This window comes from Pontixanthobacter sp. CEM42 (genome assembly GCF_017812015.1).
GTDB lineage: Bacteria > Pseudomonadota > Alphaproteobacteria > Sphingomonadales > Sphingomonadaceae > Pontixanthobacter.
This window is the reverse complement of record NZ_JADQTN010000002.1, coordinates 960,015-979,066: the sequence shown is the minus strand read 5'-3', so window position 1 is coordinate 979,066 and position 19,052 is coordinate 960,015. Positions and strand designations below refer to the sequence as shown.

The 19,052-nt window shown below is 53.1% G+C and carries 18 protein-coding genes; 5 read left to right on the top strand and 13 right to left on the bottom strand.

What is annotated here, in order from left to right:
• The coding region (locus tag J9777_RS14610) for a hypothetical protein (RefSeq protein ID WP_209349514.1) at positions 1 to 286 on the bottom strand (286 nt) is incomplete at its 3' end.
• Between the two features lie 34 nt (positions 287 to 320).
• Positions 321 to 539: a hypothetical protein gene (locus J9777_RS14605; protein WP_209349513.1), complete on the bottom strand. Its 219-nt coding sequence runs from the start codon at positions 537 to 539 to the stop codon at positions 321 to 323.
• A gap of 149 nt (positions 540 to 688) precedes the next feature.
• On the opposite strand from J9777_RS14605, the gene J9777_RS14600 reads away from it, so the two are divergent.
• On the top strand, positions 689 to 982 hold the full coding sequence (locus tag J9777_RS14600; protein ID WP_209349512.1) for a hypothetical protein: 294 nt from the start codon (positions 689 to 691) through the stop codon (positions 980 to 982).
• 337 nt (positions 983 to 1,319) lie between these two features.
• Here the strand turns inward: J9777_RS14600 and J9777_RS14595 are convergent, their stop codons facing one another.
• Positions 1,320 to 2,468: a hypothetical protein gene (locus J9777_RS14595; RefSeq protein ID WP_209349511.1), complete on the bottom strand. Its 1,149-nt coding sequence runs from the start codon at positions 2,466 to 2,468 to the stop codon at positions 1,320 to 1,322.
• 532 nt (positions 2,469 to 3,000) lie between these two features.
• Entirely contained in the window at positions 3,001 to 3,717 is a 717-nt protein-coding gene (locus J9777_RS14590) for an IS6 family transposase (protein ID WP_209349510.1), read from the bottom strand.
• Between the two features lie 346 nt (positions 3,718 to 4,063).
• Between J9777_RS14590 and J9777_RS14585 the strand changes: the two genes are divergently transcribed.
• Genes J9777_RS14585 through J9777_RS14575 form a run of 3 tightly spaced genes read left to right on the top strand, consistent with a single transcriptional unit; the run spans position 4,064 to position 7,274 of the window.
• Complete coding sequence (locus J9777_RS14585; RefSeq protein ID WP_209349509.1) at positions 4,064 to 4,510, top strand: hypothetical protein; 447 nt, start codon at positions 4,064 to 4,066, stop codon at positions 4,508 to 4,510.
• A 1-nt stretch (position 4,511) separates the two neighbouring features.
• Complete coding sequence (locus tag J9777_RS14580; RefSeq protein ID WP_209349508.1) at positions 4,512 to 5,885, top strand: NCS2 family permease; 1,374 nt, start codon at positions 4,512 to 4,514, stop codon at positions 5,883 to 5,885.
• 39 nt (positions 5,886 to 5,924) lie between these two features.
• A complete protein-coding gene (locus tag J9777_RS14575) occupies positions 5,925 to 7,274 on the top strand; it encodes an NCS2 family permease (RefSeq protein WP_209349507.1) in 1,350 nt (449 codons plus the stop codon).
• 419 nt (positions 7,275 to 7,693) lie between these two features.
• Here the strand turns inward: J9777_RS14575 and J9777_RS14570 are convergent, their stop codons facing one another.
• The 9 genes from J9777_RS14570 to J9777_RS14530 form a co-directional block, all read right to left on the bottom strand.
• Entirely contained in the window at positions 7,694 to 8,119 is a 426-nt protein-coding gene (locus J9777_RS14570; protein ID WP_209349506.1) for a hypothetical protein, read from the bottom strand.
• Between the two features lie 191 nt (positions 8,120 to 8,310).
• Complete coding sequence (locus tag J9777_RS14565; protein ID WP_209349505.1) at positions 8,311 to 9,027, bottom strand: IS6 family transposase; 717 nt, start codon at positions 9,025 to 9,027, stop codon at positions 8,311 to 8,313.
• Between the two features lie 299 nt (positions 9,028 to 9,326).
• Entirely contained in the window at positions 9,327 to 10,070 is a 744-nt protein-coding gene (locus tag J9777_RS14560; protein WP_209349504.1) for a MipA/OmpV family protein, read from the bottom strand.
• A gap of 381 nt (positions 10,071 to 10,451) precedes the next feature.
• Positions 10,452 to 10,841, bottom strand: coding sequence for a hypothetical protein (locus tag J9777_RS14555; protein ID WP_209349503.1), 390 nt, complete (start codon positions 10,839 to 10,841; stop codon positions 10,452 to 10,454).
• Between the two features lie 4 nt (positions 10,842 to 10,845).
• Positions 10,846 to 12,138, bottom strand: a complete 1,293-nt coding sequence (locus tag J9777_RS14550) for an alpha/beta fold hydrolase (protein WP_209349502.1) — start codon at positions 12,136 to 12,138, stop codon at positions 10,846 to 10,848.
• A gap of 57 nt (positions 12,139 to 12,195) precedes the next feature.
• Entirely contained in the window at positions 12,196 to 14,415 is a 2,220-nt protein-coding gene (locus J9777_RS14545) for a TonB-dependent receptor (RefSeq protein ID WP_209349501.1), read from the bottom strand.
• A 268-nt stretch (positions 14,416 to 14,683) separates the two neighbouring features.
• Complete coding sequence (locus J9777_RS14540) at positions 14,684 to 15,646, bottom strand: MBL fold metallo-hydrolase (protein WP_209349500.1); 963 nt, start codon at positions 15,644 to 15,646, stop codon at positions 14,684 to 14,686.
• A gap of 27 nt (positions 15,647 to 15,673) precedes the next feature.
• On the bottom strand, positions 15,674 to 16,888 hold the full coding sequence (locus tag J9777_RS14535; protein ID WP_209349499.1) for a HAMP domain-containing sensor histidine kinase: 1,215 nt from the start codon (positions 16,886 to 16,888) through the stop codon (positions 15,674 to 15,676).
• 56 nt (positions 16,889 to 16,944) lie between these two features.
• Positions 16,945 to 17,631 (bottom strand): response regulator transcription factor, encoded by a 687-nt coding sequence (locus tag J9777_RS14530; RefSeq protein WP_209349498.1) that lies wholly within the window; start codon positions 17,629 to 17,631, stop codon positions 16,945 to 16,947.
• 401 nt (positions 17,632 to 18,032) lie between these two features.
• Between J9777_RS14530 and J9777_RS14525 the strand changes: the two genes are divergently transcribed.
• Positions 18,033 to 18,896: a LytTR family DNA-binding domain-containing protein gene (locus tag J9777_RS14525; RefSeq protein WP_209349497.1), complete on the top strand. Its 864-nt coding sequence runs from the start codon at positions 18,033 to 18,035 to the stop codon at positions 18,894 to 18,896.
• Positions 18,897 to 19,052 lie beyond the last annotated feature (156 nt).

Here is a 19,052-nt window from a genome sequence, read left to right as displayed (position 1 = left end):
CCCCCTCCCAAAGGAAGACCCCCATGACCTTTAATGCCAACAACCTCTTCGCCGCCGCCTTCGCAGTCGTGCTCTCGGCCATCGCCATGGCTACCGCCATCGTTCCTGCCAGCCCTACGCTTATTGCTTGATCACGGGCAGCCAGATCGAAAAATTTGAATAATTGCTTCATTGTCTGGAACACACTCCAGAAGGTGCCAACGTACGGGCTATCAATACGCGCTGGCAACTGACTGGCAACAAGATGGCTTTCGGCGCTGAAGGCAGCCTGACTGCCAAGGCTCAATAGCTGACCTTTGGGCCATGTATGTAAGTTGAGATCAATACTCGCTAACGGAGGAATTGAGGACCTCTTTGTTTTCCAGCGTTTCCAACTGTTCTGGCTCGCTGCCTTGAGTGACAACACTTTCGACCGATCTGACAATCACCGTTGCCACCCGATCCTTTTGATATCTCTCCATGTTGAACCAAAAGCCACACGCTGCGATTGAGATCGTCGCCATGGCAAACTTGATGTTATTTTTGAATGTAGTGGTCATGTGTCATCCGCTTCAATCGTGTGTCCACGAAGCAACATTTCCAACCAACAGCAAGGCTTTTTCCGGTAAAGTGTGCATGCTGACGACAGTCGGCTTTCCACCCCATAAGCTGCCTTTGATCGTGCATGTTGTGGTGGTAGTGTGGCCTCATGAGCCGCACGCAATTGAAATCACTGATTGATTTGATTGAGTTAGTCGTAAACGCAGTCTCAGTATCTGACGATTTCAGCTATTCTGGCTGGAAGTCAAAAGATCATGCACTTGCGGAAATGGACGAAATTCTTGAGGACCTTCGCGAAGGTACATTCACGGTCGACGCAGTGGCAATGCTGTTTGCACCAACTGGGCCACTCCAAGAGTTAAGTATGTCTAATGGATGGGAGGAAGCCTACCTTTCCATTGCAGAGCAATTTGACCATATATCAGGCAGGAGTGCGAGATAGCAGTTATTGCTATTAATCCTGCTTTCTCCGAGGAGCGGTATGTCCGCTTCCACCCCCAAAATCCGTCATTCAGGCTTGGCTGAAATTGGGCCGATTGCGGAATGTCCGATTTTGGCAAACCAAGCTCGGATTGTGGTCTTTCGACTTGGTTGCGGATTATCCACTTCGAGACACGGCCGAGCTGGCGGTCGCCATCGTGTATCGGATCTATCGACAGGAAGTCGAATTGGAAAGGCGAGCAAAAGGGACGGTCCACTTGGCGTTCGGACAGTTCCAGTTCCCGTCAGATCAAAGGCGTGTATCACGGGCGAATTTCTGCCCTCGCTGTCTTCTAATGCTAAAAAGTGCGTCCCAGACTAAGGCTCAAAACAGGACCTCCCAACGACCGCTCTCGATTTTCAATACGGACAATCGGCGTAAGATCGCGACGTCCGCTATGTGTCAATCGCCTGAAACGCGACTTCTGGCCGAGGAGCTCCGACACCTCGATACGGGCACGCAGACCAAACAGATCTTTGTTCTCAATAAATACAGCATTGGTTCCTGGCGAAAGGGCTCCGCCAGGAACATTGCGAAATTCGGTTAAAGTCGCTCGAAAAACCGGGGCGAGCTTGATCTCTCGTAACTCAAGTCCATAGGACCAATCAGATCGGGGGAGATCATGTCTGAAGCGCAGTCTCAAATCCCGTACGCGCAAATTGCCGATGTCCCGGTCAAAACCTCCGATCGGATCGATGACAGACGACCACTGCCAATTGCCATTCAAGTCGAGTTGCACACCAGGCAGACCAAGCCCCGAGCCAACCAAAGTGACGCTGGTTTCAATGGCAGTTCGTGAGGCGGTTGGAATATTCCCCACAGCGTCGCCGTCAGTTCCAAGAGGGATACGATCGACTAGGTCCGAGATATGCTCCCGCGTGAGCGCCAAGGAGAATGTGTGGCCAGCTTCGAAAATGCGCTCAGCCCTTCCTGTGATCACCCAGCTTTGCTGCGGGACAAGCCCGAGGTTTTCTTGTGTAGAAACCCCCTCGATGAGCGAAACGGTTGATGCGAAATTGCGGAAGTTGATCTGCCCTACCTCTCGGGCAATACGGGCAGACAATGTCCAATCGGATCCGGGCTTTAAGGTATAGTTGGCAAAACCTTTGGGACGGAAAAAGGCGCGCCTAAATCCTGTTTGCCCGATTTCCGAAACCTCTCCCCCGATGGAGATCTGAAGACTGGACTGTGAGTTTAACCGTCTCTGGTGCGCCACGGTTATTTCGCTGCGCAGTTCTTCAATCATTGTTCGCGACTGCGTTTCGGACAAAACTTGCGATGGCGTAGCCGGATCAAAGGCAAGCAGTGAAGTCGTAAGATCGAGCGAATTATACGCCGCTTCGCCGGCCAGTTGCCAACTCTTGCCATCGCTCTCACGCCATTGCTGCTCGAAGCGTGCTACCCATTCTTGGGAGGCGCTTTCTTCTTCAAAGGCGCGGTCAGCCATAGGATTGCCAGGTGCATCGAAGAGCGTAAACCGCGTCGTGGCATCATTGCTGCGAAGCCGCGCAAAGCCAATGGCCTTCAGCGTCCCATCAAAGGCGGGAAGCGAATAGTCAGCATCAAAGCGCATATCGTCAGTAATTGCGCTGGTTTGGGCTATGCTGGATTGGTTGCTGCCCGACGATGTAATGGCGGTGCTGGTGCTTGCCTGTCCTCTGCGCACATCAAGCCGGCTTATCGACGCTTTTGCATTTAGGACCTGACCGCCAGGGCGTTTCCACACGATGCCCGCGGCCAGCTCCGGTTGGTCGCCGCGTATGAAGAATTGTTCGTCGCGCGTCTCGAATATGCGCTCCGTACCGTCGGCAAGTGTCTCGGGGCCCTCGAACAGAACCCTTACCATATTCATCTTAAGCGCGGCCGAAAAATCGATTGCGCCTGCGCTGCCCGAGATGCTGAGATTGCCGTTGCCGGTGCTGTCAGTCTAACCGCAACTTGTCTCCGATTTGCAAAGCTGCCCCCTTCCCCGACATGTATCAGGCCATGAGTGTTTGCCACTCAGCCAGTGCGGCTGAGCGGGCGGTCTTGTAAGTCTGTCTATCGACGAGGTGGCGCTGGGAGTTGAAGTGATTGTGGACGTTGGAATGGACTGAGGCGAATTTCTGTAACGATTTCATTTGCCTGAACCGCAGCATGGACCGCTCTCGTCGTCGGAGTGGCAGGTGGCTATTTTCCACCTGATTGTTCTTCCACCGCCCGACTTCTTGGCGGTCGAGGTTGCCAAGATCACGCATCGCGGCAGGGTATGATTTGAGCCCGTCGGTCACGATCTTCTCCACCCGACCGTGCCGTTTCAGAGCCTTCTTCATAAAGCGTAGTGCCGCCTTCTTGTCCCGCTTCTTCGTCACGTAGCTCTCGAGAATCTCGCCCTCCTGGTCGACCGCTCGCCACAGGTAGTGCATCTCGCCATTTATCTTCACATAGACCTCGTCGAGGTGCCATTTCCATTGCCGAAAACCGCGCATCCGGCTGATCCGTTGGCGTTTCACATCCGCCGCGAAGAGCGGTCCAAAACGGTTCCACCAGTGCCGGACCGTTTCATGGCAAATGTCGATACCGCGCTCTGACAACAGATCTTCGACATTACGCAAGCTCAGCGGGAAACGGACGTACATCATCACGACCAACCGGATAATCTCGGGCGAGGAATTGAAATAGCGAAATGGGCTCGCTGGCTTCTTGGGTCTAGGCATCGCCCTGCCCTAGCTGATCAGGCGTGTTTCGCTACCCGGTGCATTTGCTCTGACAGTGCCCGCTCGATAGAGTATGAGATTATCAGCGCTATTGGAGACATCCAGCGATATGCGGATGAATTGCATCATCGAAAGGCCAGCTATAATTTCCAGTCGAAGCGCGATAACCCGAAGCGATAGCACTCGGCCAGAAGTGGCTTTTGGCCTCCTAGCCGAAAAGAGCACGATGCCATAAAGCCTATCGCACAACGAATACCAGCACAGACAAATAGTATTATCTTCTTTTGTTTTGAAAGAAACTTCGTTAGCTAGTTCCAGACAATTAAGATTGTCCATGGGGGGGGCTTTGTCGTATTGGAAAAACGCTTGGGTCGCCACGATTGTGATTGTGGTGTCTGTGTTAACTTTCGCTGTGACCGCTTCTTTGATGGTCGCAGACCTTGGTGAAATTCCCGATTTTGCTTCCCAAGACTTATCCGCAAAGCTCGAATTGGCACTAGCAAAGGTGATTGAGAACTCATCCAGATATGCAATTTCCGTTGGTCTTATAGTCACTTGCGCCTTTTACGGCCTCTTCTACATTGCGGCTTCTGTTTTAAGCGTTGTGGCTCTTTTGTTTTCTGCCATGGCCCCGTCTCTATCTCTTGCGGCCCTAGCTTTCATAGTCCTGATTCTCGTCGAGATATTCGGAGACAGCAAAATTTTCGAGCACTCAAAGATGGCGATTGCGGCTTTTCTCGCGCTCTTGGCCAAGGAACGAACAGACGAGAAGTTGAAAGAGTTGGTAAAATAACGTGCAGGCGCCTAATTTCGGAAAAGGCATTGTTGCCGCAGTCGAAGAGTACTTCTATTTCTCCAAACATAACGCGAGGTGGGGAACGGAGGTGCTCGCAGGCACATCAACCTTCGCAAGCTTGGTTTATATCTTTATCGTTACGCCAACGATATTGCAATTGGCGGGCATGGACCTTGTTTCTGTACTTTACGCGGCGATAATCATCTCGTCGATTTCAACAATCGCGATGGGCATATTTGCTCGACTTCCATTCGCGCTAGCTCCCGGGCTAGAGATGAGTACTTACGTCGCCTTTACGGTTGTCGGACTTTTGGGGTTCGACTGGAGGCAAGCCCTCGCAATGATATTCCTGTCGAGCTTGCTATTCGTTATCCTCACGATCGCAAAAGTGAGAGACACCCTTATCGATCAGGTCCCCGTCAAACTAAAGCACGCCATAACTTTCTCAATAGGCTTGTTTTTAGTTGTCGTCTCATTGAATTTAATCGGCGTTTTTGATTACAGTCGTGGCTTTTTGACGGTGAGCAGTGTTGAGCTCAATCTCACTTTCTACTCTGTCATGATCGGCCTTGCAGTAACTTTTTTCTTTAGTCGCGTTGGCTTTTCTGGCTCAATTTTGCTTGGCATTTTGGTCTGCGGGCTCATCCAGATCTTTGCAGGCGATCCGACGGCTTACAATCCCGGATTTGAAGATTTTCGTCTGACGAACGCTAACGCGATAAATCTACAGAGCCTGTCTTCTATCGTGTTCTCCGTTCAGGCTATGATTGTCGTTCTCACTCTTTTTCTGATCGACTTCTATGGCAGCGTGGCAAAATTCATCGGCCTGCTCGAGGGAAAGTCCATGAGCTCAGACCTGCGCGAGCGAGCTCCTAGGGCGCTTTCACTAGATGGCATCGCAACATTCTTCGGCTCTTTTCTAGGTGTGACTAGTATCACTACATTTGTCGAAAGCGGCGTTGGCATAAACGTGGGGGGGCGCACAGGGGTTACCGCGATTGTATGCGGTCTTTTGATGATCCTTGTACTCTTTCTTGCCCCTTACATCTTGATGATCCCGGCTACAGCGACAGTTCCTGCGCTTACGTATATTGGGTTCAAGATCATGCGGACGCTGCCATTAGGCGAAGGCCTGGATAACTTTGATTGGTTGATCATCACGGTAATGTCGGGCCTGGTGATAATAGACTTTTCGCTATTCACAGCCCTATCGACAGGCTTCCTAGGCTATGCCGTCAAGAACGTCTTACGCGTGTACTCGCATAAGATTGAGTTCGTAAATGTGAGACTCAATTGGATACTCATTCTATCTGCAATTATCTTGGGGTGTTTTTTGGTTTTAGGTTGGCTATTCGGCATCAATCGTGCTTAATTATTATTCGAAAAATGGCGCTGTTAACGGGAGGGGAGTATGCTTCGATCTATCGCTGAAAGGTTTGAGTTCGAGAGATTGCAAACAGATTGGACCACTGAGGTTGTTGCTGGCATAAGCTTATTCCTCAGCATTGCTTACATTTTCATTCTCAACCCAGCAATCTTGAGTGAGTCTGGAATACCAGCTGGCGCTGTCTTTTTCGCAACCATAGTAGCTTCGGCATCTGCGACGTTGATAATGGGGCTGTATGCGCGCTTACCTTTTGCGTTAGCACCTGGCCTAGAGGCCAATGGCTTCTTTGCATTTGTGGTCGTCGCAACGCTCGGCTTCACCTGGCAGGAAGCGCTGGGAATCGTATTTTGGTCGGGCCTCTTGTGTTTGGTTTTGACGATCATCCCTGCGAGGCAGCGCATCATTGATTCTATTCCCGAAGGTTTGAAGGTTGCGATATCTGTTTCCGTTGGCGTGTTCGTAATGGTTATCGGATTGGTTGTGACGGACTTAGTTCAGTTTTCGGACGGCGTACCATCAGCGGTGGGTGACTTTGCGTCCCCTAAAGCGTTCTTATTGTACATCGGTTTCGCTGTAGCCTTACTCCTCGGTTTGAGAAGAAAATCCACCGGTCGGCCTGTGTTTTTTGCAGGCATGCTTGTTTCAATCGTACTTTGTACCGTAATCGCTCATTTTCTTGATGTGAAGGCTGACACTCCCCCTGCGGTAGCAAGCGAATTTTTTTCAGCCTTAGGTGCGTTTGATCTGTTTGGGATATTTTCAGACCCAAGAACATGGACTGTTCTTCTAGTCTTTTTCATGATCGATTTTTATGGCAGCATAGGTAAATTTATCGGCTTAACTCGCCAAACGAATTTGCAAACAGAGGGTGCAGTCAAAAACATGGACAAGGCCCTCTATGTAGATGGCGGGGCTACGATGGTCGGAAGCGCCTTGGGTACTTCGACAGTCATCACCTATGTGGAAAGTGCCGTTGGCATTGGTCAAGGCGGTCGGACGGGCATTGTCGCTATTGTTTGCGCCTTGCTAATGTTTGCGAGCCTGAGCCTCTCGTCACTAGTGAGTATCGTCCCAACAGCCGCTGTTGCAGGCACTTTGATTTATGTTGGCTGGCTGCTCTTCCCGAGAGATGAACTTTTCACTCAAGGTGGGGATGATGCCAATAAGAAATTGGCTAGTTTCGATTTCTTCGTTGTCACAGCGATGGGTCTGCTTTCAGCCGTCACCTTCAGTTTGGACAAAGCTCTTCTGCTAGGTTTTGTTGCGTACAGCGCCAAGGCATTGGTAGTGGATCGAAAACTCAATCCATATCTTGCCGGATCGACAGTATTGCTCGGTGTCGCGATGGCATACCAGTACTTTGGCTTGAGCTAGCTCAAAACAGTCGATAGAGAATGCGGAGGCGCGGGTGCGTTCGCTGCTCGGCTTTGTACGACAGAAACTCAATTTCTTGTGGCGACTAAAGGCTCCCTGGCGTTCATCTTATCCAAATTAGGGCCGGAGTTTCAAAAGGAGCTGCGAGACGCTCACTTTGATCTTTCTGAAAGAAGCGATGGGTTTGCAAAGGGAGAGCAAAGTTTTCCTTGTGAGGATTGACCGACGATACGGGCTTTGGTGCGGAATATGGCTCTTATATCTGGCCTCTAGCCAGATCCTCAAGATACCTACTTACCGCGCCAACTGGTAGAGGGATGGAACGGGAGAGCGCAAAAGCGTCTCCCTTCCCAAGATGCGGTGTATTACACCGCACATCTTGCACTACGTCTATCAAGAGCAACATTCCCTTTTCAGGTTCATTCAATCGCCCAAATTCTTACGTCATTTTCATGACCAAAACCGCCTGCCGTAACAAAGCAGTTAGGATCAATCGGAGACCAGTCAGCATCGGCTACCTCTCCGTCAATTTCCATTTCCACGACAGGATCGTCGCCAGATATATTAATCACTTGAAACACTTGCCGTACTTCGGAACTCGCCTCTCCGCTCTTATATTCACGCTTGAACACACGGTCGCCGTTGGCGTTCACCGCTAGCCCATTCGGGATATTTTGAATTGCAGCGCGCTTTGCCCAAAGACCAAAATCAGCCGCATTCTGACTTTCGCTTACGGCATTATCGGTTAGGTCGAGTAGTCGAAAAACAGCATCCGCCTCTACGAGTTCGGCTGACGCAGGCCGCTTGAATGTCAGAAGCTGCTGCGCGGTAGGACTCCATGCCAAAGCCGCGAAACCATCCCGTATAGAGCCAATTATATTCCCGCTAGACAGCTCCACGACATGAGTTGAAGTTGCTTCTGGATGACGGTCAGCAGCACCGCAGGTCGTAACTGCAATGTATAATCCAGAGGGTGCTGTCAGACTAACTGCAACTTGTCTCCGATTGGCGTAACTCTCCCCTTTCCCAACACTCTTCAGGCCACAAGGTTTTGCCACTCAGCCAGTGCGGCTGAGCGGGCGGTCTTGTAAGTTCGTCTATCGACGAGGTGGCGCTGGGAATTGAAGTGATTGTGGACATTGGCGTGGAGCGAAGCGAACTTCTGTAACGATTTCATCCGACGGAAACGTTGCATCACTCGCTCCTTTCGTCGGAACGGGAGGTGGCCGTTCTCCACTCGATTGTTCTTCCACCGCCCCATCTCACGGCGGTCTAGAATCCCTAGATCTCGCATAGCTGCCGGATAGGTTCGGCGCCCGTCGGTGACAATTTTTTCCGCCTGACCATGCCGCTTCAATGCCTTCTTCAGGAACCGTAATGCAGCCTTCTTATCTCGCTTCTTCGTGACGTAACTCTCGAGGATCTCGCCTTCTTGATCCACCGCCCGCCACAAATAGTGCGCCTCGCCATTGATCTTCACAAACACCTCATCGAGGTGCCACTGCCAATGACGAAAGCCCTTCATTCGACTTACTCGTTGCCGACGAATGTCTGCAGCAAACAGCGGACCGAACCGGTTCCACCACAGTCTCACGGTCTCGTGACAGACGTCGATCCCGCGCTCAAACAGCAAATCCTCGACGTTCCTGAGCGAAAGCGGGAAGCGGACGTACATCATCACAGCCAGGCGGATGATCTCAGGAGATGAGTTGAAATAGCGAAATGGATTGGCTGGTTTCTTGGGTCTGGGCATCGCCCTGCCCTACTCAGCTAGCTTCGATTTTCAATCAGGTGCATTTGCTTTGACAGCACCGACCGGCCGGTTTCTTGCGTCTGGGCATGGTCCCTGCCCTACCCGTTCGAACCCAACTTTCAATCAGGTACGTTTAATCTGACAAGACCTAGATGGGGCTTGCTTGGCGTGTCTGAAATTGGCTTTTGGCTAGTTCAACAATGCCGCCATTGCGGAGTGATAGATCCGAGTTACCGACCCAATCACTCCGCGACGCCTGTGGCGTCCGATCTTGTGAGCGCGCGCCTAGAGCTAACAACTCAAAAGCGGAAGAAGACTCCACCGATCACTTCAAGCTGGTTTTTGGTTTCGATAAAAGGGCTGTCCGCTGCGTCGCCAACAAGCCTGCTGTATTCAACCTGTGCTCCGATCCCAAGTCTATCAGTGAGCCGGTAGATAGACTGGGCCTCGGCACCAAATCGCTCGATTCCGGAGCCCGGTGTGTATTCGGCAAAGGCCGAGTTTGCCGCTTCCTCTTCAGTCACGCCGTACATGGTTTGGATGTAGTTGGAATTGCCCCAGGTGACGAACGGACCAAATTCGACTCCAAGCTTATCGGTGATTGGCAAACCAAGGCCAGCACTCAAAGTGGCATGCATGCCATCATGGCCTCCGCTTATGCCTTGGGCAACCTCGAGGTCGACCTCGACCGGACCGAATTCGACGCCGGCCAACACCTTGGCTTCGATCGTTTCGTTGGCATTCACCAGGCCTGCAAATTCAGGCTGATCGCCAAAATCACGAGCATCGAAATTGTATCCGACCGACGTGCCGAGATAGAATTTGTCGTTGTTGAGAACCCAGACACCCAGACCATCCTGAGTGTTGAGGAAAATGCGATCCTTATACTCAATGTCGACAATCGGCACCGGGCCAATCTCAGACGAGTCGCTCCCGCTGAACTCGGGATTCATCATCGCGCCGACACCGAGGATCACGGACCAATCGCCGTCTTCCTCATCCTCTTCGGCTGACTGCGCGAGCGCAGGCGAGAATGGGATCATCGTAACAAGCAAAGTAGTAACAAGGCGGAGTCGTGTCCGCCCAAGGGAAAAGTATCGCTTCATAGGGGGTACCTTTTCAAATTCAGGCGCATAAGAGGGGGCCTGAGGGATTGGAGGTTGAAGCAATCGGGAACGGAACCCCACGGGGGATGGGTAATTAGCGCCCGACGACTTCGCGGGCTGCTCTCGTGGTTTTCGACCGGAATACCATCGCATTTGCACGAATGGGAAACGAAATACATGAAACGGCAGGCATAGACGTCTTGCCGGACCGGTGCGCAAAGAGTTGATCACTGCATTGGCGCGAGTGATTGAACTACCGGATGAGGAATTCAAGAGGCGTTCAAGACCTCACCCGGTAGAGCTTAGGCAGGAACTGGCTTACAGCTGCGCCTGCGCCTCGTTCCGCCCCTGCAAATAGGCAAGTGTTGTAAAGACCAGACCGATGATCCAGAGAGTTGGCCCGATCACCGAAGCCGGAAACGGTGTTTGCCCATAAAGCACCGGGAACACGATGAAGCCGATATCTTCGGCTGAGATAATGAACGCTGCCACCCAATATGCGGCTGTGTTGTTCCGCCAGTTAAAGTACGAACAGATAAGGCCGAACACACCGATATAGAAAAGCGTCCAATGCCCCTGAGCAAGCCTGCCTGTGGCTTCGGCCAACGCGCCTTCACCCGCCCTTTCGGCGAGGCGGGTCACCCCAAGCACAATATGCAGCAGCGACCAAAGCGCGTAGGAAATGGCGCCAATCTTCGCATAAGCCATCTTACTATTCTCCGTTCAAGAGATGCGACGCGAGCCACGGAACGGAGTTCGCGATGATCGGAACGCGCGAACCGCAGTGCCCCTCTCCATCGGTGTAGAAGACCTTTCCATTCTCTGACGCGGCTGCCAAAACTTCCATGTCTTCGGGAGGAGCCACACTGTCGCTTCTGGTGTTGATCACCATTACCGGGGTTTTCGTCCGAACAGACCCGCCAACTAGCCCTTGCTCCACCAGAGAGAATTTGCGCAGACGATCTGCGAATTCAGGCAATTGCGCATTGTCGATGGGCGGCTGCATTCCCAACCGATCCGTGACCACATCGAAAACGACTTTCGGCGTGTTGGCCCTGACGGCGTCAGGAGCCTGACGCGCCGCCTGATCGGGGATTGAGAGTGCGGCATGCACAGGTCCGCAAGCGGAGACCACTGCGCCAAAGCGATCGTCGGTAAAGGCTGCACGCGCTGCGGCATTGCCACCCCAACTCGCAGCCCAGGCGCCGACATTATCGCCATCAATCCTCGGATCACTCGAAAGAGCATCCAGGAACGCGCTGTAGACCGCATCATGTTTGTGGTTTGAAGGCAGGAAGTTGCTTTCACCCACACCCGGCAGATCAACCACCAACGCCGACATGCCCGCCTCGTTCAAGGCTTTGACAAGCGGGAAGTGCTCGACTTTGAACGTATCGATGCCGCCGGACACGACAACCAATGGTGCCGGGTTTTCCAACGCAGCTGGGGTCAGGTGGAGGTACCCCCTGATCGCACGTCCTTTATACGGCAGATTTACGACTTCCAGCGGAACAGGCAGAAACTCCCCCGCCTTCTCATACGCAACCATGCTGCGCTTGTAGGCGAAGAGGTAGTATGGATAATCCGCCGTGCGAATGAACGGGAATTTGCCGATCTGATAATAGTTGGAAGCGCTGAAATAGGCATCACGGGCGCCATCTCTGTCGCCTGCAGCCTCTGCTGTGGCAGCACGCTTCATTTCTCCATCACCCAGAGCCAGGAACTCGTATGTCCAGTGACCAGGGCCGAACTCTGCAATCGTGTCATAAAGCTCCGGATTGCTTCGTTCGACCTGTGATGATTTCATCGCTTCAAAAGTCGAGCTCAGAACTTCAGGATCCGCACCACCCCAAACCCAGCGCTCGGTTAAGTTTCCGTCTACATCCCGGTAAGTTTCACTCGCTTCTCCAGGATCGGCGGCGGCAGGCGAAACTATGCCAGCCGACGATGCGAAAAGGCATGAGACAGCGAAGGAGCAACAGATTTTTTTGCTTAGAATACTCATATTGGATTTCCTTGCATCGGATTGAAGGGGGATTTGAAAACTCTGGGCAACTCAGCGTTAATAGCTAGCGCTGAATGAGATGCCGTACGTCCGCGGAGCGGCATAACCGGCCTGTCTCTGGCTAAAGTTCGCCATTGGCCCAATGTCGGTGATTTCAGCATTGTCTAGAACGTTTTGAGCCCACAGTGCGACTTCGAAATCTTGGTTCTCTGACTGCCAGGCCAACCTTAGATCAAGCATCTCTTCGCCCGGACGGACGCCGAAAATCGGATCAGGATTGGCATCTTCATTCACGTCATCGCGAAGCTGGAAGTCTGTGCGAGCTCGCAAGCTTCCCATGCCCGAGGGCAGCGGGATATCAAGCTGAGCCGTCGCGGCAATTGTCCAGTCCGGAACGTTGGCGAGCGGATTGCCGGAATTGTCGATGCCGTCTTGATCAATGAACTCGTCATACTCATGATCGTATAGCGAGCCGGAGAAGCCGAGCGTCAATACGTCGATAGGTCGCCAGAGCGTTTCCAGCTCAACACCGGAAATTCGTGCGCTTGCGACATTGTTGACCACGACAGATCCCGCAGCGGTGAAGAATTCCGCCTGAATGTCGGTGAAGTCGGTATGGAACAGCGAAAGATTGAGGCGCAGGCTGTTGTCGAACAACTCCGACTTAAGTCCTACCTCATAGCTCAACACCGTTTCTTCGTCGAAGGGGGTGACCGCATCAAGATTGGTGGCGGGCTCCGGGTTGAAACCGCCGGACTTGTATCCGTTCCCAGCACTTCCATAAACGAAGATGTCAGGCGCGACCTCCTGATTGAGCGCAACTTTCCAGGTCACACTATCGAAGGTTGCGTCCGCTTGACCTTGGACGGGGTTGCTCGGATCAAGCAGGAAGGCATCTGCCAAGAAGCCGGTTGCCTCGTGAAAGATCGACTGCTCCTTTTCATCGAGTGAGTAGCGCAATCCCAGCTCAAGCTTGGTGTAATCGCTCAGAGCAATCTGAAGATCGCCGAAGATACCGAATGAGTCGGTTACGTTGGTCTGAGTGAAGTTCTGCTCGGTCGCGACAAATCCGCCCAGCACGTCAGGCAGAACGACTTTCGTTTCCGACCGCGACGTGTCTTCGTTCAGATAGAACAGGCCCAACATCCAGGTGAATGTCTCTGCCGAAGGGGCATTCGAAATACGGATTTCCTGATCGATCGTTGTCGCACGCTCTGACGCGAGCTGGATAACGACCCGTTGATCGGTGCCAAAAATGTCGCGCTCGACATCTGCGGCGCCTCTGCGTACGGCAGTCAAAGAGAAGATATCAATGGAATCATTCGACCAGTTAAGCTCGATCGCTCCGCCAAATATCTCACGTTGAATTCCATCAACTGGTGTGTTGGAAACAAGGTACGGATCGGTACTCAGCTCAGTGAATGAGAAACCCAGGTTAGGGTCGGCATAAGGCAGCGTCGGATCATACAGCTTACGAGCCTTCGGTCCGTGGTCCTCATCTGAGTAATGCGAGCGCACAAGGATCGACAGATTGTCCGTTGGCTCAAAAAGCAATTGACCGCGCAGTGCCACTACGTTTGAGAAATTGATGTCATTGCCAGTTACGGCATCGACAGAATATCCATCCTGATCCTGAGAATAGAAGCTCAAGCGAGCGGCCACCTTGTCCGACAAGGGGGCGGAGACATAGGCCTCAGATTCGATCAGACCAAAGTTCCCGATCTCGACGCGCGCACCAGCCTCTAGATCGAAAGTCGGCTGGTTCGTGATGATATGGAACACACCGCCAGTTGAGTTGCGTCCGTAGGTGGTGCCTTGCGGACCACGCAGGACTTCAACCCGTTCAACGTCGAAGAATGCACCAGAACGCATGAAGTCACGCGAGATCACTTCCCCGTCGATCATCATCAGAACGCCAGCATCACCTGATGCACCTTCGGTGCCCGAAGAGATGCCTCGCAGAGAGAAGAGCTGTTCGAGCGGTCCAGACGATGCGACGGCCGCGCCCGGCGTAAGGGCCAGAATGTCCTCGGCTACCCGAATTCTGCTTTCCTTGATTTGTTCGCCACCGATCGCGGTGACAGCGCTTGATACGGCCTGGACGTCAGATTCGCGCTTTTTCGCCGTGACGATAATCACGTCCAGCGCGTTGCCGGAGGCCTCATCCGCTTCTTGTGGGTCACTTTCTTGCTGAGCGCTTGCTGCTTGCGCCGAAATCAACAGTGCAAATGCAGATGCACCAGAAGCAAGCGCAGCTATCTTGTTATTTTTCCTCATTTTTCTCTCTCCCCATGGGTGCCCACAAAGGTGGGCGCCTCATAAAATGTCCCAAACCTCCGCTCTGACGGATGGTTTATGTCCCAGCCGAACTAGGGGATGAGGGCGCCTTGCAGGGCGGCAAAATCACGAAAGGGCAGGATTTTTCACGAATGGGCATGGCCACAATCGGCGCCTAACCGTTGCGCTTCGAGCATTTTTCCTAAAGGTTAGAGCAAGATGCGCTCGAGAAGAGCCCAAGAGCTAGTTGGATCGCTCGATCCGCGGTCTACGGCGCAGTTTCGGCTTGCAACGCAGGCTCAGGCTCGGAATTCATCTGATGCGAGAGCAAACCCAGCTTCACCAGACCATCGATATTGTCCTCATCATGCGATGGCAGCATGATCAAGTCGGGCTCGCGCTCTGCCAAGGCAATTACGCTGGCCAACTGATCATAGACCGCACCGCGATCTTCTGGTTCCGGCATCAGGAATTGCTGAACGAAACGCGGTCGACCCAAAGCATCACGGATGTTGGACATGTTCCAAACCGTGTCGCCCAAGAACAAGACCTCTCTACCATCAGCCATGGCAACGAAGAAAATCACGCTGCCCGGCGTATGGCCCGCTGCTGGCAACATAACCACGCCCGGTGCCACGACGGTGGGTTTGTCGGAGCTTACTGGTTTCAGTCCGGCGAGCATGGCAGGAAGTTCGCCATTGTCCGCAAACTTGGGAATGCCCGCCAGTTGCTCGGCGGTAAGGAGAATCCCGTCGGCATCTGGCCGGATTGATTCGATCTGCCCCAACAATCCGATATGATCGGGGTGTTCGTGAGTGACGACGATACTGCGCGCACCAGCCACCGCAGCTGTGACGCGCTCCATTGCCTCGGCCTCAAAGACATCTTCGGCCATGAACTCCTGCCGCGTCGCGTCCGTCATGCCGACATCAATCATCGTGTCGCCCCATTCCGAACGCAGCCGAAACACAGCTCTCGCCATAGTGATAGGCGACCGTTCAAGCCCTGCCTGAGTGCCCAGCTTGGGAACATCGCGGCGTGCGACAATCTCATATTCAATCGTGGTCGGTCGCAGCTCACTCGGCGCTTCTGCAAGCTCCCTCAATTCTTCGATGTTGATCGCAAATTCGGGGTCTTCGGGAAGGGCGCCATCCATGAAGTAATGGAAAACCGCACCGGCCAGTAAGGCAACGATGACACCCAGAACTGCGAAAATTTTCACTAACTTCATAACCCTAGTGTCTCCCTTGGGTGTGCCTCAATCCGATGTTGTCCGAACTGGGAAGCTGATGGTGATCGAGAAGCCAGGCTCTGCTGTCACCTTGATATCTGCATTATGCGCATCTGCGATACTCTTGACGAGAGCCAAACCAAGGCCGTGGCCCGGCGTGTTCTGACGATGCGATGCACGATAGAAAGCATCAAAAACATGCGTCCGGTCACTCATCGAGATTCCCGGCCCTTTGTCCGACACAATCAGATCAACAAAACCGGTCCGTTCGCTGAGCTCTACACTTATCGGTTGGGCCCCGTGCTTCTCTGCATTGTCCAAAAGGTTGCGCAGCAAGCGACGGATCATTTTCTGATCGCCGGTGATGCGCGGCACGATTTCGCTCGCCAGTTGGCAGCCGACATAATGAGCGCACTCTTCTGCTGAAAGCGCGACCAGGTCGACCTCTCCAACGGTCATCCGAAAATCCGGTGCATCGAACCTCGATAGCAGCAGAAGTTCATCGATGAGTTCGTCCAGCTCTCGGATGTCCTTCTTGATGGAGCGATATTGCTTAGGGGGAACATCGCTCTCAACCAGATCAAGACCCAGTTGAACCCTCGCCAAGGGTGTTCTGAGTTCGTGAGAGGTGTTGGCCAGCAAGAGTCGTTGGGACGAAACCAGTTTCTCGATCTGATCGACGGCGCCGTTAAAGCTCTTCGCAACCGAGGCGACCTCGTCATTGCCGCGAACATCAACCCGCGTTCTAAGCTTTCCCGACCCCACTCTCACCGCTGCACGCTGAAGAGTCTCAAGCCGCGCAGTCAGACTGCGGATAAACGGATACATAACCAGAATCAGGACGATTGCGGTCGCAAACAGAACCATGATCAGGGTCCGCAGTTCTTCGGTCTCTGGTGGCTCTTCAAGATCAACGACAATCCACCGACCATCGCTCAATTGCGTCGTCCAATGCAGCTGATCCTGGCTAACCTCCCAGTCTCCAAGTCGAAAGCCGGTTGCGCCTATGGGCGACACGAAATCGCTCGTCGCGAGCAGCGCGCGCTCCTCGTCATACAGTGTGATGTTCATTTCCAGAACACCACCGATTTCCTTCAACGCGGCATCATATGTGTCATTGGAGGAGCCAACTTCGGGCAGCAGGGTGGCAAACAGAGGCGCGCTCTTGTCGACCACGACGCTGTCATATTGCGACACCTCGACCCGCTTGAAAATGAAGTAAGCGCTGGTGGCAAAAGCCATAAGGCTTGCCACCACAACCACCATGATGCGGACAAAGAGGCGGGGCCTAAAGATCGCTAGTCCTGACTCTTGGCAAACACATAGCCAATTCCGCGAACGGTTATCAGCCTTTTGGGATGCTTTGGATCTTCTTCAATCGCGGATCTGATGCGCGAGATATGGACATCGATAGACCTGTCAAAAACCTCTATCCCGTTGCCCTTGAGCCTCATCATGACAGCATCTCTGCTCATCACTGCTCCCGCATTCTTGGCAAACAGGTCCAGAACTTGGAATTGATATGACGTCAGCTCACACCTTTGGCCATCCAGCCGAACCTCCATTGCGCCGCGGTCAATATCAAGCCGACCGAACCGTTCGCGCTCAACAACATCCTTTTCACCTCCGCGGCGCAAAACGGCTCTTAACCGGGCGAGCAGTTCCCGCGACTCAAACGGTTTGGGAAGGTAATCGTCGGCGCCCACTTCCAGTCCAACGATCCTATCCATCGGATCCCCCTTGGCTGTAAGCATGATCACGGGAACGCTCGATTCCTTTTGCAGGGCCTGACAGACATCAAGCCCGTTGGAGTCCGGCAGCATGAGATCAAGAACCACGGCCTCAAACCGCTGCTCGGCATGCATGGCCAACCCTTCGGCACCGGTATGAGCTAGCGACACGTTGAAATCCGAACGCGTAAGGTACTCCTTGAGCATCCCTGTAAGCTTTTCATCATCGTCAATCACCAACAGGCTGACAGTCATTCTTCGCGGCTCCTCAATTCGCAGCTCAGTCGCTGCAGCGGCTTATAGTGTGCGAGCCCGTTAATCGACAGGTCGCGAAGTGAGTACGCAATTTTGGCTTGCTCAGGATACGTACGTCTCGATGAACTTCGATCGATAAAGCGCAAAAGACACAGTCACTTGGATCGTCGATGACGTTGCCCGAGCGGGGGCGAGAGAAGCTTTGATTGAGTGTGCCAGAGTGATCTAGTTCGAATTGTAATCCTGACGCCACCCGGTTACTCCAGCATCTCTGCTTCGTAAATTTTTTTGTTATATTGTAAACGAAGGGTCAGACTGGTCCCAATAATAGCGGCAATGCGCTAAGAAAGCGCCATGATCGTTATCTATAGGGTATTCGCAGGCTGGCCGCAGGAATCAAGGTGACGGCATTGGGCGCCAATTCAATAGCACGTCGCGCCGTCGTTCTGATCGCGCTGTTGGTCGCGCATGGATTGTTCGCATTCTATAACGCTGGCCCGGTGATCAGATCGCTATCAATGCCCGCTTCCGTCGGCTTCTGGGTTGTCGAGATCAGCTTTATATTCGGGGCTGCCGCGTGGTTCCGGACACGCGTTGACTGGACCACGCACGACATCGTCAAATATTGCCTCGTCACGCTTAAGGTCGGACTGTTCACCGCCGTTTTCCTGATGATCCCGCTGACCTATGTGGATTATGTTTTCGGGGTCAACGATATGGCGTTTCTCCTCGACGCCCCTTGGGAAGGCATGCTCACGGTTGTCCTGCGTGAGCTGGCAGAGGAAGTCTTGTTTCTGGCCGTGCCATGCATTGTCGCCACCACTATTCTGAACTGGATTTTTCCTGTTGGATTCTGTGGCGACGAAGAAGGCAACATTGCAGAAGAAGAGAGTGCTGAGAAACCCGAACCCGTCGCATCCATGAAGACGCCGGAATTCTGGGAAAAGCTCAAACAGCACCGTCACGCCAAATTGATCGCGCTTGAGGCACAACAGCACTACGTCCTCGTCCACACGAACCTCGGGAGTGAATTGATCCACTACAGGTTTGGCGCCGCAGTTGATGAGTTGAGCGATCGTGACGGAGTGCTGGTGCACCGGTCCTATTGGGTGGCCAGATCCAGCATCAAAGACATCATTTGCAACGGGCGGAACACGATCGCAGTCCTCGGTTCAGGCCTTGAAGTGCCGATCAGCAGGTCGCGTAAAGAGGAAGTTCTAGCCCAGCTACGGCGCTCCGATGATCAAGCCTCGGCGGCGGCATAGGCTCTCCACAAATTCAAATTCAACCGACCACTGGGCAATGCAGTCGCGCGAAAGCCCATTCATGCAAATAACTGACCATTCGTGAATTAGCGCTGTGCATCCTTTGCTCGCTCGTCTTTAGAAGCTTTCGGCAATCAAATGACTGCCAGCCCGGAC